We start from the raw sequence: 21,809 nt of genomic DNA, 5'->3' as shown, positions 1-21,809 counted from the left end.
TCGGCCAGCCATCCAGAAACTTAAGCCGCCAGTCCCTGCCGCAGCGCGGCACTGCCGATGATGCGGCGCAGTTTGTCGCCATAGCCGGGATCGGTGGCGAAGCCGCCCTGACGCAGTCCTTTGATGAAACCTTCCGCATCCTGATTCAATGCACCGGCATAGCGCGGATTGTTAGAAAGCAGACTGGCATAATCGGCAAAGGCTTCCGCCGGCGTATCGTACGCACGGAAGGTTTCCACGGACTTGACTGCCTTGCCGTTGACATACTCCGTCACTTCCTTCGCTACTGTCCGTCCATCCCAGCGGCTGCCCGCCTTGATATTGAACAGATTGTGGCTGGCCGTGCCATCGGCAGTCTTGAGTACATGCTTGCCCCAGCCGGTTTCAAGCGCGGCCTGTGCCAGCAGGACATGCGGCGAAACGCCCAGCTCGGCCGCGGCATCCACTGCATGCGGCCACAGCTTGTTGACGAAACTGCGCGGCGTCATGGCTTCAATGTCTGCGTCTCCGGCATTGGCGGCCGCACCGGAGGCAGCCGCGTCGGAGACAGCCACCTCGGACGGTTGCGCGACAGGCGGCAGGTCATACGGGCGCGGCGCAGTCTTGACCCCTTGTGTTTCCAGCGAGAGCTGCATCTGCTGGACCAGCATATCTGCCAGACCCAGGCCTTTGCTTTGCGAAATGTTCTGCGCGACCTGCTGGTCGAACATTTCGCTGAACATTTTGGTTTCCTGGCTATCGAACGGGCCATCCTGCGACAGGGTCTGCCGCATGGTGCGCAGCATCATCTGCAGGAAATAGGATTCGAACTGCTGCGCCGCCGCACGAACCGATTCCTTGCCGTTATCCTGCTTCGCCTGCAAACGCAGGCTGTCCAGGCTTTTCGGGTTGAGGGCTAAGGAATCGGGCAGCATGATTATTACAGCCTAGATGACTTCCAGATCGGCCTTGAGCGCGCCGGCGGCTTTCATAGCCTGAAGTATTGCAAGCAAATCCTGCGGCGTGGCGCCGACAGCATTGAGCGCCTTGACCACTTCCCCGAGCGAGGCGCCGGCTTTGACCATCACCAGTTCACCCTTCTTTTCCTTGATCTCGATTTCGGCCGACTCGCTGGTCACGGTCTGGCCTTGCGAGAATGCGGCCGGCTGGCTCACCAGCGGCTCGCTGCTGATGATCACCGACAGATTGCCGTGGGCGACTGCAACGGTATCGAGCTTCACTTCCTTGTTCATTACGATGGAGCCGGTGCGCGCATTCAGGATGACACGTGCGACATCCTCGCCTGGATTGAGCGTCAGGTTTTCCATGCGAGAGATGAAACTCACGCGCTGGTTGATGTCCATCGGCGCAGCAACTTGAATCATGCGTCCATCCACTGCCACGGCGGTCCCCGGCCCGAAGTTGCGGTTGACGGCATCCACCAGGCGCGACGCCGTGGTGAAATCGGCCTGATGCAGTTCCAGATTGACGAACTGCCCTTGTCCCACGTCGGTGGGCACGGCACGCTCCACCGTCGCACCGGCAGGAATACGTCCGGCGCTCAGGTGGTTGACCTGTACGCTGGATCCGCCTGCCGAGGCGCCTACGCCGCCGACCATCACATTCCCTTGCGCCACCGCGTAGACCTGGCCATCGGCGCCCTTGAGCGGCGACATCAATAGCGTACCGCCGCGCAGGCTCTTGGCATTACCCATCGAGGAAACAGTCACATCCAGTGCCTGGCCGCTTTTGGCAAACGGCGGCAGGTTGGCGGTCACCATTACTGCCGCGACGTTTTTCAGTTGCAGGTTGGTGCCGGGCGGCAGGTTGACGCCCATGTTGCGAAGCATGCTGACGATGCTTTGCACGGTAAAAGGCGTTTGCGTCGTCTGGTCGCCGGTACCGTCGAGGCCGACCACAAGGCCGTAGCCGGCAAGCTGGTTGTTACGCACCCCCTGAATGGAAGCCAGGTCCTTGATGCGCTCCGCGTATGCCGGCATTGCCAGCAACACCGCAAGAAGCACGCCCAGCCATTTGCTTGTCGATTTCATAGCGTTGCTCCTCAGAATGGCACCAGCGAGATAAAGAAACGCGACAGCAAGCTGATGATCTGCGCGGTATCCATGCTTTGCTTGCCCTTGGATTCGATACGGGCATCGGCCAGCTGGGTCGAATTGACGGCATTGGCCGCCGTGATATTGACCGGATTTACAACGCCGGAAAGACGGATGAATTCTGTATTCTGGTTGACTGCGATCTGCTTCTCGCCGCTGACCATCAGGTTACCGTTGGGCAGCACTTCGATCACCGTCACGGTGATGGTACCGGTCACGTTGTTCCTGTTGGAGTTGGATTCACTGCTGTCATAGCTGATATCGGAGTCAGCCGTGACGCTGGTATCGAGATTGTTGCCGCGCGCGAAACCGGGAGGAGCCTTGCGCAGCGCTTTCGGCGTCAGGCCGAAGATCGTAGGCGTCGGAACGGAAACATTGACCTCGCCGGTACGCTCGTTGCTCTCGTCCACGCTCTTGGTAGCGCTTGTGCGCTCGACAATGTTGACCGTCAGCGTGTCGCCGACAAAACGTGCCCGCCTGTCCTCGAACAGCGGACGCGCATCGGCCACGCGATAGATAGAGCCATCGCGCTGCCCATTCTGCACCGGCGGCACCGGCCGTGTCGTCATCGGCTGCGCCACGCTGGTGGAAGGGTCGGTATTGCACCCTGCCAACAGTGCCAGCATCAGGATCAACAGGAGATTACGCAGGCTGTTCATGGTTCTTTCCGTCTTCGATCAAAGCTGGACCAGGCGTTGCAGCATCTGGTCGGAAGCCTGGATGGAGCGGGAGTTGATTTCATAGGCCCGCTGCGCGGTAATCATGTTGATCAGCTCTTCCACCACATTGACGTTGGAGGTTTCCACAAACCCTTGCTGCAGCGTCCCCAGACCGTTGGCACCAGGGTTGGAGGAGTTCGGCGTACCGGAAGCCACCGTTTCCAGATACATATTGTCGCCTATGCTTTGCAGGCCGGCCGGATTGATGAAGCTGGTCAGCTGGATCGGGCCTTGGGTGGTGACGGTATTACCCGGCTGGGTAATCGTGACCGTACCATCCTGGGCAATATCGACAGCGGTGGCATCGGGCGGGAGTGTGATCTGCGGCTGAAGAATATCGCCGTTGGCGGTGACCACGGTGCCTTCATTGTTGACCTGAAACGCCCCGTCGCGGGTGTAGGCCAGGGTGCCGTCCGGCAGTTGCACCTGGAAGAAACCGTTGCCCTGAATCGCCATATCGAGCGGATTGGTCGTTTGCTGCAGGTTTCCTTGCAGAAAAATGCGCTCTGTCGCTACCGGGCGCGCGCCCGTGCCGATCTGCAGGCCGGAAGGCACCTGCGTCTGCTGCGATGCCTGCGAGCCGGGCTGGCGCAGGGTCTGATAGATCAGATCCTCGAACACCGGGCGCGAACGCTTGAAACCGTTGGTGCTGACGTTGGCCAGATTGTTGGAGATGACGTCGATGTTGATCTGCTGCGACTCCATCCCGGTTTTGGCGATCCATAACGATCTGAGCATGATATTTCCTTAAATTAAGCCGTCAGCGCCATGACTTGCACGGCACGGTTGGCGTTTTCATCCGCTTTCTGCATCAGCTTGACCTGCATGTCGAAAAAGCGGGATTGATCGATGATGTCGATCAGCGCGGTGACGCTGTTGACGTTGCTGCTCTCCAGTGCGGACGAAGTCAGCGTGACGGCGGCATCCGCAACCGCGGGCTGGCCGCTTGCCTGACGAAACAATCCGTCGTCGCCGCGCACCATGTCGTTGTCGGCCGGATTCACCAGCTTGATGCGCGCAATGGCGGTCATCGCGTTGTACTGATTGTTGGTAACGATAGTGACGGTACCGTCCTTGCCGATCGTGACCTCCGAATCCTCGGGGATCGTGATCGGGCCGCCATCGCCCATCACCGGCAAGCCGTTGCTGGTCACCAGCAGGCCATTGCCACCCACTTGCAGGCTGCCGTTGCGGGTGTAGGCTTCCTGGCCGGCGCCGTCCTGAATCGCGATCCAGCCGTTGCCGTTGACAGCCACATCCAGCGGGCGGCCGGTATTGCGTATGCCGCCTGCCGAAAGATCGGCGCGCGGCGTCGAATCGACCACGAAGGTGCGTGTCGGCGCGCCCTGCCCCACCACCGGCACCGCACGAAACGCGTGGCTTTGCGCCTTGTAGGCGGTGGTCGAGACGTTGGCAAGATTCTGCGACGTCACAGCCTGCTGCAGCATGCTGTGCTTGGCACCGTTCATTGCAATGTAGAGAAGGCGGTCCATGGTTCAGCGATTAACGGAGGTTGACCAGGGTCTGCAGCACGGCGTCCTGCGTCTTGATGGTCTGCGCATTAGCCTGATACACGCGCTGCGCGGTGATCATGTTGACCAGCTCGGCGGTCAGATCGACATTCGAGTCTTCCACCGCCGAAGACTGCAACGCGCCGAATTGACCGCTCTGCGGCACACCGAGCACGGCCGGACCGGAAGCCGCGCTGTCTGCCCACAGGTTATTGCCCTGCGGCTCCAGGCCCTGCGGATTGCGGAAGTTGGCCAGCACGACCTGCGCCAGGTTCTTGGACTGGCCGTTGGAGTAGCGACCGAGCAGGATGCCGTCATCGGAGATCGTGAAGCCGGTCAGGCTGCCCGAAGCGAAACCGTCCTGCGCCAGATCGATGACCGTCGCTTCGCCGCCCCATTGCTTGGTGCCGGTGAAATCCACCCGGAAGGACATGTTTGACGCGCCGGTACCCAGTTGCGCGGCAGTAATCGCCTGGGTGAACGCGCCATTGGTCAATTCGGTCGATAGGCCTGCATCGATCACGCCATCGGAGTTGAACACAATGGTTGGAACGGTAGCGGGCGTGATATCGATGGGCGTGCCGCTCGGAGGCGTCACCGTGGTGTGAACGTCCCAGGTGTTGGCCGCGGTCTTCCGGAAAAACATGGTCAGGATGCTGGCGTTGCCCAGACTGTCGTAGATCGAAGTCGAGGTCGAGAAGTTGTAGGTGCTCGGATCCGTAGAGTCAAACGCAGTGGCAACTGGGATCGCATCTTCGCGGCTGTCCAGTTTCAGCTCCGCTTCCACGCCGGTGGCAGAGGCACTCGTGCCGGTCTCCTGCGGAGCGATATCCGAGATCGGGATGGTGATCTCCTGCAGGTCGCCCTGCACGATGGTGCCGGCATCGTCGGCCATGTAGCCGGTCACGCGCAGCCCCTGGCTGTTGACGATCTGGCCGTTCTTGTCCACCTGGAACTGGCCGTTGCGGCTGTAGTATGGCGTGCCACTAGGATCAGTGAGTCGGAAAAAACCGCCGCCGTTGATCGCGATGTCGAGCGGATTGTTGGTGGCGGTGATATTGCCCTGGGTGAACTGTTGCACGATGGTGGAGAGCTTGGAGCCCAGGCCCACCGGACTGCTGCCGGCACCGGTCAGCGAGGCCGCGAACACGTCGGCAAATTGCGCCTGACCGGTCTTGAAGCCGACGGTGGTGGCGTTCGCCACATTGTTGCCGATCACATCCAAATTCTTGGAAGCGGTATTCAAACCGCTCAACCCTTGTTGGAAACCCATTTTGCTGTCCTTTCCTTGCCTTTAGCTTTCCGATTAAAGCACTTGCTTGATGTCGTCGAGATCCACCAGCCCCATGCCGCTCACACTTAGTGCCGGACCGACATCGTCCATCAGCACGCTTTGCACCTTGCCCACTGCCAGACTGGTGGCATTCACTGCTTCGCCATCCAGCTTGGCGGTAACCGTAAAGGTATAGCTGCCGTCCGCGGCGGCGGTGCCTGCCTCGTTCTTGCCGTCCCAGGTGAATGCGTTCACGCCGGCATCGAGCTTGTCCAGATCCAGCGTCTTGACCAGGTTGCCCTTGCTGTCGAAGATCTTGACCGTCACATCATCCGCCGCGCTGGCGAGTTCCACGCCGCCGAGCGCCGTGCCGGAGGCCAGGTCCATGTGTTCGCCCGGTGCCAGCACGTAGTGCCCGATCATGTTGACCGACTGGAATGCCTGTGCCTTGGTGAAAGCATTCAGCGTCTCATTCAGCTTCTCGATGCCGGTAACGGTGGACAGTTGCGCCATCTGCGAAGTGATCTCGGCGTTGTCCATCGGGTTGAGCGGGTCCTGGTTCTTCATCTGCGTCACCAGCAGCTTGAGGAAGCGATCCTGTTGCGCCTGGACCGAATTACCGGTCAGCGAGGAAGCCCCTGTGGTCGGACTTGTGGAGTTGTTCACGGCCGTTACCATCGTATGTTCCTTTCGTTATTGACCGAGCGTCAGCGTGCGCTGGATCATCGTCTTGGCGGTATTCATCATTTCCACGTTCGCCTGATACGAACGGGAAGCCGAAATCATGTTGGTCATTTCCTCGACCACATTCACGTTGGGCATCGTCACGTAGCCTTCGGCATTGGCGAACGGATTCTGCGGGTCGTATACCAGTTTCATTGGCGCCGGGTCATCGATGACCTTGGTTACCGCAACGCCGCTCACGCCCTTGGGCATGGCGTTATTGACCGCCTGCGCCTGGAAAATCACCTGTTTGGCGCGGTAAGGTTGGCCATCGGCACCGGTCACGCTGTCGGCGTTGGCCATGTTGCTGGCTACCACGTTAAGGCGCATGGACTGCGCAGTCATCGCGGAACCGGCAATATCGAAGACATTGAACAAGGCCATGATCAGTTGCCTCTCAGCGCGAGCAAGGTGCTCTGGATCTTGCCGTTCATGAATTGCAGCGTGGACATGTACTGCAAGGCGTTTTCGGAGAACTGCGCCTGCTCGACGTCGGCATCGACAGTGTTACCGTCGATGCTGGGCTGCACGGCCGCACGGTACATCGGATTGATGCCTGCCACGGGGCTGCCGCCCTTGGTATCGATGTGACCGGCATCGGTCCGGCTCATCGAGATGCTACCCATCGCGTTGGTCAGCACCTGCGAGAAATCGATATCCATGGCCTTGTAGTTGGGCGTATCCGCGTTGGCGATATTGGAGGCTAATATCTGCTGGCGATAGCCGCGCACGGAGAGCATCTTGGAATCGAATGCCAGCGCCCTGTCGATACTGTTGAACATATGCCGAAGCCCTTGGGTTGATGTTTCGGCCTAACAAAAGCAGAAAGCATGCCATACGCCATAAACGGCGCCAGAACTGGGTTTCAACAGGATTAAGCGAGTGCTTTTTGCGGAGTCCGGCAAGCCCTTGCCGCTCAAGCGGCAAGGTTGGACTATTGAATGCGCTTACGCGCCGATAACGCGGTTGCGGCCGGAATGCTTGGCTTCGTACAGAGCCAGGTCGGCGCGCTTCATGGTGGCGTCCGGAACTTCGCCCTCAATGCGCTCCGCAACGCCGGCGCTGAAGGTGATCAGCACGCGCTCATTGTTATGCAGGAAGAAATTCTTGGTCAGCTCGCGCTGGACGCGCGCCATCACACGCTTGCCTTCCTCGAGGTCGGTTTCCGGCAGGATGATCACGAACTCCTCGCCGCCATAGCGCGCCAGCACATCAGTCGGCCGCAGCGCGGCCTTGGCGACCTTGGCGAGGTGAGCCAGCGCAATATCGCCGGCTTCGTGCCCCAGGCTGTCGTTGAGCTTCTTGAAATGGTCGATGTCCATGATCGCCAGACAAAGCCGGGCGTCGGTCCGGTCGGAACGGCTGAATTCGCGATCCAGCGCCTCGTTCATGCCGCGACGGTTGAGCGCGCCGGTCAGGTAGTCGTTATGCGCCATTTCACTCGCATGATCCAGCTCCGTCGTCAGTTGGCGTATGCGCTGCTCGGCAGCGTCAACCTTCAGCTGGGTTTCCTTGAGATCCTCGTGCGAGCGGATCGCATCGAGCTGCATTGCACGCGTGTCCTCCATCAGCCTGTCGAGCACGACATTGAGCTCGGTAATGTCGTCGGTGGAGCTGATCTTCTGCTGGTAGCCCGCGATCTTCTGGTGATACTCCCCCGTATTGCGCGTCATTTCGCCCAGTCGCTCCACGAACGTACGCGCCATCTGCTTGAGCGTATCCTTGGCTTCTGCCAGCCCGTGCTTGAGCTTGCCCTGCTTGAAGATCAGTTCCTTCAAGCCACTTTCGGCGTCATACAGCACTTCGATATCAAGCGGCTTGGAAATGATGTCGCGGATGATGGCCGTCTGGCCCGATAGCCATTTATCGTCGACCACCAGATCGCTCATATTGTCGACCAGCAGGCGCAACAGATGCAGCAGTTCCTCATGCAGGCGAAACTGTGCGTCGGTATGCATTTCCAGCTTGTACCAATAGCCCTTGAACGCCTCGGTCAGCTTGAGAACTTCATTTTCGGTGCGCGCACGGCGCGCCTGTTCCAGCAGGACTTCGGCGCCGCGCGCGAGTTCGGGAATGTATTTGAGCTGCGACAGCAGGCCGACCTCCAGCGTCTTGATCAGGAGATCGCGCCACAACAGCGCCAGCGGCCCTGCCTGTGCAGCGGCGTCGACCCTGGCGATATTCTCCTCGGCCTCGGGCACAACGGCCTGCATATCCGGGGAGATATCCTCTCCCGAACGCTCCATGGCCAAACCTCCGCCCCACGATGCGATCAAGGCCTGAATTTTCAGCAATAACTGATCGGGGTCGCTTTCGAAATTGACCAGCAGACGCTCCAGCCCCTCTTTTTTCTTGCTGGTCGTCAATCCCTTGTGGCTGGCTTCGAGTTGCCGGACAAGGCTGCGAATCAGCGTACCCCACCCGCTTCCCGCACCGGTGGGCAACAATTCGCGCAGCTGGTTTTCCGTTTCCTTCCAGTCGTGCTTGCCGACGGCGGCATTCAGGGCTTGCACCGATTTCAGGTATTTCGGCCGCTCCTTGCCGGCCTCCTTGAGCACCCGCTCCAGAGCTTTGGCGAGCCCGGCAGACTCATCCGCGGATTTGGTACCGGCAATTTCGTCGTATACCTTGCGGAAGTTGTCCGGCGTCGGAGCAATCTTGCTCAAGGCGAGCTGCTTGAGCGCCTGCCGAGCGATATCGATGGGGGTCGTAGGGCTTTGCATTTCGGGAAGATACTCGGGCTAAAGAAACGTTTGAGGTACGCTTCTTATTGGAATCCATTACAATCGCTCAGGTTCTCGATTCTATTACAGTTTCTTACGAATAGTTGATGCCAATGCGTTTCTTGAGTTTATTTTACCTGTTGATCCAGCTTGCTTTTTCCGCTGGCGCAGCCGCGCAGGAACTGCAATCGCTACCGGCTATCCAGAAAGCCGCGGAGGCATTCGTAAAAGAAAAAACCGCCAGCCTGCCGGGGCAATATACCGTCACCGCCAGCCGCGTCGATTCCCGCCTCAAGCTGGAGAAATGCACGCAATTGCAGGCTTTTCTTCCCAGCGGCAGCCGGCTGTGGGGCAACAGCAGCATAGTCGTGCGCTGTCTTGCACCCCAGAGCTGGTCGATTTATGTGCCAGTCCAGATCAAGGTAAGCAATCAGGTGCTGGTCGCGGTACGGCCGATCACCAGCGGGCAACAGGTACATGCAGAAGATGTCGCTCTGGAGATGCGCGATATCACCCGCTTCGCCGGAAGCGCACTTACGTCGCTGGATCAGGTCGCGGGCCGCACAGTGGTCGCCCCCGTCGCCAATGGAACAGTGCTACGCGCGGAAATGCTGCGCGCGGCGAATGTCATTCGGCAAGGGCAATCGGTCCAGCTGACCGCGAAGGGCAATGGATTTACCGTAACCTCGGAAGGCCAGGCCATGGGCAATGCGACGGCAGGCCAGATCGTCACGGTCAAGACCCGCTCCGGACAGCTCGTCAAGGGAATTGCCCGGGGCGAAGGCGTGGTCGAAGTGACGTTTTAAGGATAGCTGCCAGAATAAACTAACGACCAACCATTACTTCACCGGCAGCCACACCAGTTCACCTGCCTTCATATCCGGCACCAGTACATATTTGCCGTCCTGGCTTTTACCGAGATCCGCCGCGGCCTGGAAGCCATCCTTGAACAGTTCGACCTTGCCTTTTTTGCTGACGGAATAGACTTTGCCATTTTTCCAGTCGCTGACATACAGCACACCGCCAGGGCCGCGCACGACACCATCGCCGCCACCGAAACCTTCCGCGATCTTTTCCATTTCTCCGGTACGCAGCTTGACGCGGTAGAGGATGCCGGAAACGAAATCGACTTCCAGCAGCGCCCCCCGCCCATCCATCAGCAAGCCATTGGGCCCTTGCACCTGTGGGTCGTGATCGCCGACGACACGCGTTACCTTGCCGTTCTTGTTGATGCGATAGATCGCGCCGCCCTTGCCCTTGAGGTCGCCGCTGTCCGACACGTAGACATTGCCCTGGCTATCCGCTTCCACATCGTTCAGGAATTGCGGCACCACAGGGAAAGCATCGGCGGCGGCCAACACTGTCCACTTGCCGTCGATGCCGACCTTGAGCACACGCGTCTTGTCTGCGACGTAAAGATCATTGCCGAAAAATGCCAGGCCCTTGGGGTCATCCATGCCCATGGCAAACGTCTGCACCTTGCCGTCCTGGGCGATCACGCTTACCTTGCCGTCGCCATCCTTGCCGAATTCGCCGATTTCCGAGACATAGAGGCGGCCGTCGGAACCGACTACTACGGATTCCGGGGATTGCAGCCCGGTCACCTTCTGCGGCTCGGCCGCGGTGACGGTCATGGAAAACAGCAGGGAAACTGCAAAAACCAGTTTATTCTTGTTGAACATCATGTTTCTCCGATCAAAGTTTCGGAACCAGGGTCACCAGCGAGCAAGGCGACATGGGTAATGTGCGATCTATTCCCTGCTGCGCTGCGCTATTCGCCGTGAACTGCGCGGCGATATCCTGCATCGCGCGGTCATAGGCGGTTTGTACATAAGTTTCAATCAGGCGCGAGCCGTAGAAATCCTTGGACGTTCCGGTCGCGGTAAAAGTCTCGAGCAACTTGCCATCCGATCGATACAGGCGCGCCGTCACCTTGGCGTAATAAGTCATCATCATCGGGTTGTAGCTAAGATACGACTGCAGCCAGACCACGGCATCGGCATTCTCGTTGCTCTTGCACATGCGGATATCGCTGAAGCTCGGGCCGAATGCCTGGCGCGCCGCATTTTCCAGCGCCGGTCCTTTGCGCGCCCAGACGATATAGTGCGGCACAAAGCCAAGCCGTACCTCATGTTCGTATTCGTTGGCTTCGATGATCATCAACAGATCGGGCTTGGCCTCTTCGGCATGCACGCCGTTGATGCCGGCCAGCCCCAGCAATAAAGCAGCTATTACAGACTTCATTTCAATTCCTTGTAATCAGACAATAAATCAGTCCGGCACGATCATCGGGCATACGGATTGCCCGTCCGGGCCCACAGCAATCTCCGAAAGCCATCCAGGATCACTGTCATTTCAGCACATCGCTCCAGATATTCCTGGCCCACCATTGCGCGTAACTGCCTTCCTGCTCACTCGGACGGTCGGAGACGCCACCGCCTTCCGCCGACACCATGATTTGCTTTGATGCATCGAAACGATAGACGTTCGCCACATGCATTGCCATCGTATCGCTGACAAAGCTGTAGCAGGTGTTGGCAAAAACCGGCTGCGGGTCGGGCGCCTCGCCGGCCATCAGGGAAACAATCGCCGAAGCGCAGACCTTGGCCTGCGAAGTCGCCATGTGCGCGGACTTGGGCAGCGCTGCCGCCACCGCATCGCCGATGATATGCACGCCCGGGACAACCCTCGATTCGTATGTCAGAAAATCCACCTCGCACCAGCGACGGTCGATGTTCGCCATGCTCAATCCCTGCGCCAGCTTGCCGGCACGCTGCGGCGGAATCACATTGAGCACATCGGCCTTGACCGTCTCGAACTCCGTTTTCACGTTGCGTGTCGCAACATCGATTTCGATCAGCGCATTGTTGGGTCGATAATCCACCAGCCCCGGATACATGTCGGCCCAGGTTCTGGTAAATAGCCCCTTCTTCGATACAATCTCGGGATTTTCATCCAGCACGATGACTTTGGAGCGCGGCTTGTACTGCTTGAAATAGAAGGCAACCTGGCTGGCGCGCTCGTAAGGCCCCGGCGGGCAGCGAAAAGGCGCCTTCGGTATGGTCATCACAAACGCCCCGCCATCCGGCATGGCTTCCAGTTGGCGGCGCAGATTCACCGTCTGCTCGCCCGCTTTCCAGGCATGCGGCACAGCTTGTTGCGCAGTCGCGCTTTCCAGCATCGGGAGTTTTTCCCAGATGAAGTCGATGCCTGGCGCGATGATCAGCCGGTCATAGGCCAGCGTTTCTCCGTTCGACAAGGCCACCGTGCGAAGCTCGGGGTCGATGGCGGCGGCCTCCTGCTGCACACGGCGTATCCCGTACTTGTCCAATCCGGAGAACCCAAATGTCAGTTCGTCTATTGTTTTGCTGCCGCCTAGCACCAGATTGCTGAGCGGACAGGAAATAAACGCCGGGCTTTTCTCGACCAGCACGATGTCCAGCCGGTTACCGCCCCACATCCTCAAATATTTTGCAGCCGTTGCCCCGGCATAACCGCCGCCGATAATCACCACGCGGCCTTTGGGCTGATTTGCCCAAGCCAGGTTCGGGGCAGCGCCTACCGCAACACCGGCTGCAAGCAGCTTGAGAAAATCTCGACGCGCGATCACGGCGTTTCAGCTTTCGGGGGAAGTGTTGCCGAATGCCGCGGCTGAGCGGCGAAATAATCGGCGAGTTGACGGATTTCTGATTCGGTCAGCCCTTTTGCATGGCGATGCATGACCGTGGAAGGAAGCGTTCCCGAACGGAACGCCTGCATTTGCGTAATGAAATAGTCCGGCATCAGGCCAGCCAGCACCGGGGTGCCGCCGACGCTATTGCCATTGGTGCCGTGACAGGCGGCGCAGGAGGCCGCCAGCACGCGAAGATGAGGATCAGCCAGTGCCGCCTGCATGTAGCAGGCCAGCCATAGCAGCACAGCCATGGATACGCACCGTCTCACCTCACCTCCCAGTCGGAAAGACTATATTTGAGTCTTAAATCAGCTTTTTTTCAGAAGCATTTACCGTCTTTGCAGCCGTCGTCCTTGGCGCCGCCCTTCATCAGCAGATCGACCATGGCGGTGTTACCTTCATCGCGCACTACACGGACGATGGACACATTACCACGCAGCTTGATGTTGGGATCGGCACCCTTGGAAAGCAGGTAAGACACGACATCGCTGTAGCCGTCCACTGCGGCCAGTGCCAGCGCCGTCATCTTGGTGATCGGATGCCTGTAGTTCAGATCGGCACCTTTGTCGACCAGCAGCTTCACCACTTCCAGTTGACCCTTGTTGGCGGCGATTTGCAGCGCGGACCAGGCGAAATATTGATCGTTAACGTTCACGCCGTTGTCCAGGTATTTTTGTACCACCTTGACATTGCCGTTGCCCAGCGCTTCGGTATATTCGACTTGCTGATCACTGTCGAGAGCCATCGCGGAGAGCGGCGCTGCCAGTGCCAAACTCAGAATCAGTGCCTTAACCAGTTTCATGTTTTCTCCAGCTAATTATAAAAATTATCCTGCAAACTTCCGTGCATTGCGGAACATCCGCAACCACGGGCCATCCTCACCCCAACCCTCAGGATGCCACGAATGCTGCACGGTACGGAAGACCCGTTCCGGGTGCGGCATCATGATGCTGAAACGCCCATCGCGCGTGGTCAGGCCGGTAATGCCTTGCGGCGAACCGTTGGGGTTGAACGGATAGGTTTCCGTCGGCCGCCCGTGGTTATCGACAAAACGCACGCTGACCAGTTTATCAGCTAGCGCCTTTTCGACCGCGGTCGTCGAAGAAAATTCCGCAAAGCCTTCGCCATGAGCCACGGCAATCGGCATGCGGCTACCGGCCATGCCGGAGAAAAACAGCGACGGCGAGTCCATGATTTCCACCATCGCAACACGCGCCTCGAACTGCTCGGACTTGTTGCGCACGAAATGCGGCCAATGCTCGGCGCCCGGGATGATGGAATGCAGGTTGCTCATCATCTGGCAGCCGTTGCATACGCCCAGCGCGAAACTGTCGCCACGCTGGAAGAAGGCTGAAAACTCGTCGCGGGCACGCGGATTGAACAGGATGGACTTGGCCCAACCCTCCCCCGCACCCAGCACGTCGCCGTAGGAGAAACCGCCGCAGGCCACGAGACCGTTGAAGTCCTTCAGCGATACGCGGCCGGAAATGACGTCGCTCATATGCACGTCCGTCGCCTCGAAACCGGCGCGGTCGAAAGCGGCGGCCATTTCCACCTGGCCGTTGACGCCCTGCTCGCGCAGGATCGCCATCTTCGGACGTTTGCCGGTACCGATGTACGGCGCGGCAACGTTGTCGCTCAGATCAAACGTAAGTTGCGCATGCAGACCGGAGTCAGCCACGTCCAGGATGCGGTCGTGTTCCTGCTGCGCGCAGACCGGGTTGTCGCGCATGGATTGCATATGGAAGGTGGTGCTGGACCAGATGCGATGCAGTTCGACGCGCGACTGCTCCAGCAGCGGCATGCCGTTGCAGGTGAAGGCCAGCGTGGTATCGTCAGTCACACGGCCCAGCATGTGCACGCACTTCGGCAGCAGCGCATTGAGTTGCGCCAGCACGTCGGCAGCATCGGTGACACGCACCTGGATCACGGCGCCCAGCTCTTCGTTGAACAGGATATCGGTCACATGCCCCGGCAGCTTGCCGAGGTCGACATTCAAACCGCAGTGGCCGGCAAACGCCATTTCCACCAGCGACACGAACAGGCCGCCGTCGGAGCGGTCGTGATAGGCCAGCAGCTTGCCGTCGGCGTTGAGCTGCTGGATCGCAGTGAAAAAGTTTTTCAGCAATGCGGCATCGTTCACATCCGGCGCGACGTTGCCGGTCGCGCCGTATACCTGCGCCAGCGCGGAACCGCCCATGCGGTTCTTGCCCTGCCCGAGGTCGATCGCGATCAGCTGCGTATCGCCGAGATCGGTGCGCAGTTGCGGCGTCAGCGTCTTGCGTGCGTCGGTCACCGGCGCGAACGCGGACACCACCAACGAAATCGGGGCGGTGACAGCCTTTTTCTCGCCCTTTTCATCCCACACCGTCTTCATCGACATCGAATCCTTGCCGACCGGAATGCTGATGCCAAGCTGCGGGCACAGTTCCATGCCGACGGCCTTCACGGTGTCGTACAGCGCAGCGTCTTCGCCAGGATGCCCGGCCGGAGCCATCCAGTTGGCGGAAAGCTTGAGTTCGGAAATATCGGCGATAAGTGCCGCGGCAATGTTGGTCAGGGATTCGCCGATCGCCATGCGGCCGGAAGCAGGCGCATCGATCAGCGCCAGCGGGGCTTTTTCGCCGATGGCAAACGCTTCGCCGGTATAGGTTTCATAACCCGCCAGCGTCACCGCCACGTCGGCCACCGGCACCTGCCACGGGCCGACCATCTGATCGCGCGCGATCAAGCCGGTCACGGTACGGTCGCCAATGGTGATCAGGAAAGTCTTGTCGGCCACGCCTGGCAGGCGCAGCACGCGATGCGCGGCTTCCTCCAAATCCAGGCTGGTCGTGTCGAATGCAGGCAAGCTGCGCGGCTGGTGCTTCACGTCGCGCGTCATCTTGGGCGGCTTGCCGAGCAGCACGGAAAGATCCATGTCCACCGGCTTGTTGTCGAAATGGCTGTCTTCGACGGTCAAATGGCGCTCTTCGGTCGCCTCGCCCACGACAGTGTAAGGACAGCGCTCGCGCTCGCAGATTTCGGCAAAACGCGCCAGATCGGCCTTGGCGACCGCCAGCACGTAGCGCTCCTGCGACTCGTTGCACCACAACTCGCGCGGGCTCATGCCCGGCTCTTCGTTCTGAATGTCGCGCAGGTGAAAATGCGCGCCGCGCTCGGCGTCGTTAACCAGCTCCGGGAAGGCATTGGAAAGTCCGCCCGCGCCCACGTCGTGGATCGCCAGGATGGGATTATCATCGCCCAGCTGCCAGCAGCGGTCGATCACTTCCTGTGCGCGGCGCTCCAGTTCCGGGTTGCCGCGCTGCACGGAGTCGAAATCCAGGTTTTCGGTATTGGCGCCGGTATCCATGCTGGACGCCGCGCCGCCGCCGAGGCCGATCAGCATCGCGGGGCCGCCGAGTTGAATCAGCGCGGCGCCGGCCGGGATCGGATGCTTCATGGAATGCTTGGCGGAAATATTGCCCACGCCGCCCGCCAGCATGATGGGCTTGTGGTAACCGCGCACTTCCTTGGTGTTATCTGGGCCCACGGATTCGATTTCCAGGGTGCGGAAATACCCGGCGATATTGGGCCGGCCGAATTCATTGTTGTAGGCAGCACCACCCAAAGGGCCATCGATCATGATCTGCAACGCGGAGGCGATGCGGCCTGGCTTGCCGTAATCGTTTTCCCAGGGCTGCTGGAAATTCGGGATGTTCAGGTTGGAAACCGAAAATCCAGCCAGGCCCGCCTTGGGCTTGGAGCCACAGCCGGTCGCGCCCTCGTCGCGGATTTCGCCACCGGCACCGGTCGCGGCACCCGCAAACGGCGAAATCGCCGTCGGGTGGTTATGCGTTTCGACTTTCATCAGGAAGTGCATGTCTTCCTCAATATAGCCATAGCGGCCGTCGGCCTGCGGATAGAAACGCTTGGTCTTCTCGCCTTGCACAATGGATGCGTTGTCCGAATAGGCCACCACGGTCTTGCCGGGGTTGAGCTTGTGCGTGTTGCGGATCATGCCGAACAACGATTGCGCCTGCACCACGCCGTCGATCACCCAGTCCGCATTGAAAATCTTGTGGCGGCAGTGCTCGGAATTGGCCTGCGCGAACATCATCAGCTCGACGTCGGTCGGATTGCGGCCGATGCGGGTGAAGTTCTCGACCAGATAGTCAATTTCATCGAGCGATAGCGCCAGCCCCATATCGGCATTGGCCGCGACCAGCGCCGCCTTGCCGCCGCCGAGGATATCCACCGTGGACAAGGGCGCCGGCTGCGCCTCGTGATACAGCTTTTCCGCATCATCCAGGTTGCCGAACACCGCTTCCGTCATGCGGTCGTGAATTTGCGCCTTCAACGCACGCTTTTCATCATCCGTCAGCGGACTGCCGTCAGCCGTCGCCGCATAATAGGCAATGCCGCGCTCCAGACGCTGCATGGACTCCAGACCGCAATGCCGCGCAATATCCGTTGCACGCGAAGACCACGGCGAAATCGTGCCGGGACGCGGAACCACTAGGAACAATTCGCCAGACGGCGTCTCTTCCGCCATCTTGGGGCCGTAGGTCAGGATTTTCTGCAAGGTTTCCTGCTGCGCGGAAGATAGCTCGCCATCGCTCCAGGCAAAGTGCCAGAACTCGGCATAAAGATGCGAAACCCGTGGTGCGGCGCTTTTCAGCGCGGCCAGGATTTTATCGAGACGAAACGGGGAAAGGGCGGCACTACCACGGAGACGGAGCATGAGGATTCAGGCGTACGTAAAAGGATGAATTTTAGCAGAAAGTGGGCAGTTAGCCTCAGGGCTTGATTGAGGTTGGACTCTAATCTGTGGAACATACTCAATCTCAAACACAAATAGATTTTTTCGAAGAGATCACGGTGCACAAATCAAAACTTGACCACTTTTGTTGATAAGTTTGTATCGAATACGGTTTTCCTCATCGACTTCATAAACTATACATTTACCTTCTACAAGTCTCTCAACCAATTTATCAGCGTTTGACCAGGAAAATTCCTTAATGCCTTTTTCACTATATTGTTTTTTCAAGTTCGAGGATTCCCACCAAGTATTGTTAATTTCCTTTTCCCTTTCCTCCCACGGCGCTTTCTTAAACCATTTGTCATGAATAGCCGCGATGGCTGCAACTCCACCAAGGATAGTGGATGCTCCCAGAACCAATGTTAAAAACTCACCCATTCTTCACCCTCAGAAATATGAATAACATTGATTTTATAAGCTTGCGCAGACTAGAAGGAAATATTGCGTCGGGCTAGAAGGTTTTTCCAGTATTGGGTCAACGACCACCAAATGCCAAAAGCGGCAAATACGTCCAACAGCAAACTCACGGTTGCAACCAGCGTGGAATCATAGTATCGCTTGAGAGCCATTTCTTTTAGCAAATTAAATACTATAAATATAAGGCATCCCACAATAAAAACCCGCATGCTCAGATTTTCTTCATCACCAAACCTGATGGTAATTCTTTTGTAATAAACCATTTCGCCAATCCAATATCCCATTGAGTAACTCAAGGCGAATAGGGCAAGTTTTGAAAAAATTGAAACAATGGGGTCGGAGTCATAACAATTAACTCTGCTTCATTTCCTGCATAGCCATACTCGGCTCACATACCAATCAGTTAACATACCCCCTACTCAGGCATTCCGCCCGATCACTTCAAGGAACAATCATGTCTGATTTCGCAAGCGAACTGAACAAGGAAATTTCCGGCGCGGAAGCGACGATACGCCTGACTAACGGCGAGTCGTTCCGCATGTCGGGCAATGTGGAAAACATTGATGCCAATTTCATCAGGATCGGCTTATCCAACAACCCGGACAAGAAGGGTCGGATGCTGGTAAATGTCAATCACATCGTCAGCATCGACTGGTATGTGAAGTAATTACTGGCCGAGCGCGCCGAATACCTTCTTGATGAGATTCGTGGAGGCGCCTAGCGGGTCCTTGCGGATGGCTTTTTCTTCTTCCGCCATCATCAGGTAAAGCCCATCCAGGGTTTTCTGCGTGACGTACTGTTCCAGATTCGCCTGATCTTTTTTTACCAGCCCGTACTGCATGCCGGTTTCGGCGAATTTGTTGTATTGCTGGGCAAGCTGCACATCCTGCGTGGCTTCCTTGACCTTCGGCAGGAACTTGGCCGTCAATGGAGTGGCTGTCATCTTCTTGAAATACTGCGTCGCGGCGTCATCACCGCCGGTAAGAATATCCTTGGCGTCCTGCACGCTCATTTTCTTGACGGCATCGACCAGCAACACCTTGGCTTCGGGCACGGCGGCTTCGGCGGCGCGGTTCATGCGCAGCACCAGTTCGTCAGCCTGCTTGCCCATGCCGAAGAAACGCATCGCTTTTTCGGCTTTTTTGAGCGAATCTGGCAAGGGAATCTTGACCTTGGGATTCTTGAAAAAACCGTCGGTGACGCCGAGTTTGCCGACAGCAGCGCCGGACGCCTGAATCAGCGCATCCTTTAAGCCCCCGGTGGCTTCCTTGTTGCTGAGATCGGCCAACTCAACTGCGCTCGCCTGCCCGATGAAAAGAAATAATGCAAAAACAGCAGCAAGCGTTTTCATGACTCTCTCCTGAAGTAAATGATTTACCGCGCCACCGGCTCCACGCCCCACACCTTTTGCGCGTATTCGCGGATGGTGCGGTCGCTGGAGAACTTGCCCACGCGCGCCACATTGAGGATGGCACGGCGCGCCCATTCGTCCTTGTCGCGGTACAGGGCGCCCACGTCTTCCTGCGTTTTCACGTAGCTGGCGTAGTCGGCAAGCAGCAGGTAGTAATCGCCGTTCCAGGTCAGGGTTTCGTAGATCGGTTTGTAACGCTCGGGCTCCTCCACTGAGAAGTATCCTTCGGCGATCATGTCGAGCGCCTGTTTCAATTCCGCGTTGGCGTTGTAGTATTCCCACGGGTTATAGCCGCGCATGCGCAGCTCGGCGACCTGCTGCGTGGTCAGGCCGAAAATGAAGATATTGTCTTCGCCCACTTCTTCGCGGATTTCGATATTGGCCCCATCCAGCGTGCCTATGGTGAGCGCGCCATTGAGCGCCATTTTCATGTTGCCGGTACCCGAGGCTTCGGTACCGGCAGTGGAAATCTGCTCGGAAAGATCGCTGGCGGGGAAGATGCGCTCCGCTGACGACACATCGTAATTCGGCAGGAAAATCACCTTGAGCAAGCCGTTGATGGCCGGATCGCGATTGACCATGCCGGCCACATCGAGAATCAGGCGGATAATGAGCTTGGCCATGCGGTAGCCCGGCGCTGCCTTGCCGGCAAAGATCACGGTACGTGGCGTCATGCCTTCGGTCTTGCCCGAGCGGATGCGGTTGTACAGCGTGATCACGTGCAGTACGTTAAGCAGCTGGCGCTTGTATTCGTGTATGCGCTTCACCTGCACGTCGAACATCGACTCCGGATCGATCCGCATACCAAGGCGATGGTGGATGCGCTCGACCAAACGCTGTTTGTTGGCCTGTTTGATCTGCATGAACTCCTTGCGGAATCGGGCATCTTCAGCAAACGGTGCGAGTTTTTCGATTTGCGAGAGATCCTTGATGAAGCCGCTGCCGATGCGCGAGGCAATCAGTTCGGTCAACCCCGGATTGCACTGGTTGAGCCAGCGCCGCGGCGTGATGCCGTTGGTGACGTTGATGATCTTGCCGGGAAATATGCGGTTGAAATCCGCGAACAGCGTAGTTTTCAGAAGATCGCTATGAATCGCCGCGACGCCGTTGACAGTGTGGCTGCCGACCACCGCCAGATGTGCCATGCGCACGCGGCGTCCGTGGTCTTCGTCAATGATGGACACGCGTTTCAGCAGTTCGGTATCGCCCGGAAAACGATGATTCACATCATGCAGGAAATAGTGATTGATCTTGTAGATGATGTCGAGATGACGGGGCAGCACGCGCTCGAACATATCGACCGGCCAGGTTTCCAGCGCTTCCGGCATCAGCGTGTGGTTGGTGTAGGCAAAGACGCGCGTAGTCAGGCTCCAGGCACGATCCCATTTCAAACGGTAAACATCCACCAGCGCGTGCATCATTTCCGCGACGGCGATGGCCGGATGCGTGTCATTGAGCTGGATGGCGACCTTTTCCGGCAGCAACTCCCAACTGGAATCATGCTCATGGGTAAAGCGATGCAGGATGTCCTGGATGGAAGCGGACACGAAAAAATATTGCTGGCGCAAGCGCAATTCACGACCCATCACCGAAGTATCGTTGGGGTACAGCACCTTGGAGAGATTTTCGGTGCTGGTCTTGTCTTCCACCGCGCCGACGTAATCGCCGGCGTTGAAGGAATCGAGATTGAACTCCCGCGTCGCCTTGGCCGACCAGAGACGCAGATTATTGACGGTTTCGGTGTTGTAGCCTGGCACCGGCATGTCGTAAGCCATCGCCATTACGGTTTCGCAATCGACCCAATGCTGCTCGACCGAGCCGTCCTGCGCCGGGAATTCGACGACGTGTCCATAGAACTTGACCGGGTACAAGCGCTCCGGGCGCTGGAATTCCCAAGGGTTGCCGTACCGCAGCCAGTTGTCCGGATGTTCGACCTGCTGACCGTTTTCGATATGCTGGTTGAACATGCCGTACTCATAGCGGATACCGTAGCCCATACCGGGCAAATCGAGGGTTGCCATCGAATCGAGAAAACATGCTGCCAGCCGCCCAAGGCCGCCGTTGCCGAGCGCAGCGTCGGTTTCCATATCGGAGACGGCTTCCATGGTCTGGCCCAGCGCGTGCAAACCCTCGCGCACCTGACCGTCGATGCCGAGATTGAGGGCGGCGTTGGAAAGCATGCGGCCGATCAGGAACTCCAGCGAGAGGTAATAAACCCGCTTCGGATCCTTGTCGTAGTAGTTTTCAACGGTTTCCACCCAGCGCTCGATCAGGTGATCGCGCACGGTGTGGGCGGTGGTTTCATACCAATCGCGCGTAGTTGCAGCTTCGGCGTGCCGGCCGCTGGTATAAATCAGGTGATTCGCCAGTGAGTTATCGATGGAGTGTTCTTCGGAATTCAAGGAGAACTGGCGGGGAGATGCGGTTTTGCGAGGAGTGGCCATGCTGCTGGCTCCTGTTCAAGA

General features: G+C 58.3%; 21 protein-coding genes. 2 read left to right on the top strand and 19 right to left on the bottom strand.

Annotated features, from left to right (window positions below; translation table 11 throughout):
- Window positions 1-20: 20 nt before the first annotated feature.
- The 10 genes from flgJ to A7976_RS05385 all read right to left on the bottom strand — a co-directional run bounded on the left by flgJ (window position 21) and on the right by A7976_RS05385 (window position 9,042).
- Window positions 21-914 (bottom strand): flagellar assembly peptidoglycan hydrolase FlgJ, encoded by an 894-nt coding sequence (gene flgJ, locus A7976_RS05430; RefSeq protein WP_067108273.1) that lies wholly within the window; start codon window positions 912-914, stop codon window positions 21-23.
- Window positions 915-926: 12 nt separating this feature from the next.
- Window positions 927-2,030, bottom strand: a complete 1,104-nt coding sequence (locus A7976_RS05425) for a flagellar basal body P-ring protein FlgI (protein WP_067108270.1) — start codon at window positions 2,028-2,030, stop codon at window positions 927-929.
- An 11-nt stretch (window positions 2,031-2,041) separates the two neighbouring features.
- On the bottom strand, window positions 2,042-2,752 hold the full coding sequence (locus A7976_RS05420; RefSeq protein ID WP_067108267.1) for a flagellar basal body L-ring protein FlgH: 711 nt from the start codon (window positions 2,750-2,752) through the stop codon (window positions 2,042-2,044).
- An 18-nt stretch (window positions 2,753-2,770) separates the two neighbouring features.
- Window positions 2,771-3,550, bottom strand: coding sequence for a flagellar basal-body rod protein FlgG (gene flgG, locus A7976_RS05415; protein WP_067108265.1), 780 nt, complete (start codon window positions 3,548-3,550; stop codon window positions 2,771-2,773).
- A 14-nt stretch (window positions 3,551-3,564) separates the two neighbouring features.
- Window positions 3,565-4,305 (bottom strand): flagellar basal body rod protein FlgF, encoded by a 741-nt coding sequence (locus tag A7976_RS05410; protein WP_067108261.1) that lies wholly within the window; start codon window positions 4,303-4,305, stop codon window positions 3,565-3,567.
- 10 nt (window positions 4,306-4,315) lie between these two features.
- On the bottom strand, window positions 4,316-5,596 hold the full coding sequence (gene flgE, locus A7976_RS05405; protein WP_067108257.1) for a flagellar hook protein FlgE: 1,281 nt from the start codon (window positions 5,594-5,596) through the stop codon (window positions 4,316-4,318).
- Window positions 5,597-5,629: 33 nt separating this feature from the next.
- Window positions 5,630-6,274, bottom strand: coding sequence for a flagellar hook assembly protein FlgD (locus tag A7976_RS05400; RefSeq protein WP_067108254.1), 645 nt, complete (start codon window positions 6,272-6,274; stop codon window positions 5,630-5,632).
- Window positions 6,275-6,289: 15 nt separating this feature from the next.
- Window positions 6,290-6,703 (bottom strand): flagellar basal body rod protein FlgC, encoded by a 414-nt coding sequence (gene flgC / locus A7976_RS05395; RefSeq protein ID WP_067108251.1) that lies wholly within the window; start codon window positions 6,701-6,703, stop codon window positions 6,290-6,292.
- Between the two features lie 2 nt (window positions 6,704-6,705).
- The gene (flgB, locus tag A7976_RS05390; RefSeq protein WP_067108249.1) at window positions 6,706-7,101 is read right to left on the bottom strand and encodes a flagellar basal body rod protein FlgB; all 396 of its coding nucleotides are present in this window, start codon (window positions 7,099-7,101) and stop codon (window positions 6,706-6,708) included.
- A 165-nt stretch (window positions 7,102-7,266) separates the two neighbouring features.
- Entirely contained in the window at window positions 7,267-9,042 is a 1,776-nt protein-coding gene (locus A7976_RS05385; RefSeq protein ID WP_067108246.1) for a GGDEF domain-containing protein, read from the bottom strand.
- Window positions 9,043-9,164: 122 nt separating this feature from the next.
- Here A7976_RS05385 and flgA point away from each other — a divergent pair, with 122 nt between their 5' ends.
- A complete protein-coding gene (gene flgA / locus A7976_RS05380) occupies window positions 9,165-9,848 on the top strand; it encodes a flagellar basal body P-ring formation chaperone FlgA (protein WP_165601721.1) in 684 nt (227 codons plus the stop codon).
- Between the two features lie 33 nt (window positions 9,849-9,881).
- Here the strand turns inward: flgA and A7976_RS05375 are convergent, their stop codons facing one another.
- The 7 genes from A7976_RS05375 to A7976_RS05345 all read right to left on the bottom strand — a co-directional run bounded on the left by A7976_RS05375 (window position 9,882) and on the right by A7976_RS05345 (window position 17,894).
- Complete coding sequence (locus A7976_RS05375) at window positions 9,882-10,727, bottom strand: SMP-30/gluconolactonase/LRE family protein (RefSeq protein WP_067108240.1); 846 nt, start codon at window positions 10,725-10,727, stop codon at window positions 9,882-9,884.
- A 10-nt stretch (window positions 10,728-10,737) separates the two neighbouring features.
- Window positions 10,738-11,286, bottom strand: coding sequence for a hypothetical protein (locus A7976_RS05370; RefSeq protein ID WP_067108231.1), 549 nt, complete (start codon window positions 11,284-11,286; stop codon window positions 10,738-10,740).
- A gap of 106 nt (window positions 11,287-11,392) precedes the next feature.
- Window positions 11,393-12,652, bottom strand: a complete 1,260-nt coding sequence (locus tag A7976_RS05365) for an NAD(P)/FAD-dependent oxidoreductase (RefSeq protein WP_067108227.1) — start codon at window positions 12,650-12,652, stop codon at window positions 11,393-11,395.
- On the bottom strand, window positions 12,649-12,966 hold the full coding sequence (locus A7976_RS05360; protein ID WP_067108224.1) for a c-type cytochrome: 318 nt from the start codon (window positions 12,964-12,966) through the stop codon (window positions 12,649-12,651). The genes A7976_RS05365 and A7976_RS05360 overlap by 4 nt, the downstream gene beginning before the upstream one ends.
- 68 nt (window positions 12,967-13,034) lie before the next feature.
- Window positions 13,035-13,517, bottom strand: a complete 483-nt coding sequence (locus A7976_RS05355; protein ID WP_067108221.1) for an ankyrin repeat domain-containing protein — start codon at window positions 13,515-13,517, stop codon at window positions 13,035-13,037.
- A gap of 24 nt (window positions 13,518-13,541) precedes the next feature.
- The gene (purL, locus tag A7976_RS05350) at window positions 13,542-17,438 is read right to left on the bottom strand and encodes a phosphoribosylformylglycinamidine synthase (RefSeq protein ID WP_067108218.1); all 3,897 of its coding nucleotides are present in this window, start codon (window positions 17,436-17,438) and stop codon (window positions 13,542-13,544) included.
- A gap of 132 nt (window positions 17,439-17,570) precedes the next feature.
- Complete coding sequence (locus tag A7976_RS05345; protein ID WP_067108207.1) at window positions 17,571-17,894, bottom strand: hypothetical protein; 324 nt, start codon at window positions 17,892-17,894, stop codon at window positions 17,571-17,573.
- A gap of 493 nt (window positions 17,895-18,387) precedes the next feature.
- Between A7976_RS05345 and A7976_RS05335 the strand changes: the two genes are divergently transcribed.
- Complete coding sequence (locus tag A7976_RS05335; protein WP_067108203.1) at window positions 18,388-18,600, top strand: hypothetical protein; 213 nt, start codon at window positions 18,388-18,390, stop codon at window positions 18,598-18,600.
- Here A7976_RS05335 and A7976_RS05330 read toward each other — a convergent pair whose 3' ends face one another.
- Window positions 18,601-19,284, bottom strand: a complete 684-nt coding sequence (locus A7976_RS05330) for a DUF4197 domain-containing protein (RefSeq protein WP_067108191.1) — start codon at window positions 19,282-19,284, stop codon at window positions 18,601-18,603.
- A gap of 23 nt (window positions 19,285-19,307) precedes the next feature.
- Window positions 19,308-21,788: a glycogen/starch/alpha-glucan phosphorylase gene (locus A7976_RS05325; RefSeq protein ID WP_067108181.1), complete on the bottom strand. Its 2,481-nt coding sequence runs from the start codon at window positions 21,786-21,788 to the stop codon at window positions 19,308-19,310.
- Between the last annotated feature and the right edge of the window lie 21 nt (window positions 21,789-21,809).

Source organism: Methylobacillus sp. MM3 (assembly GCF_001645185.1).
In the GTDB taxonomy this organism is placed as follows: Bacteria; Pseudomonadota; Gammaproteobacteria; order Burkholderiales; family Methylophilaceae; genus MM2.
Note: the sequence above shows the minus strand (reverse complement) of the source record. Positions and strands in the feature narration are given on the sequence as shown.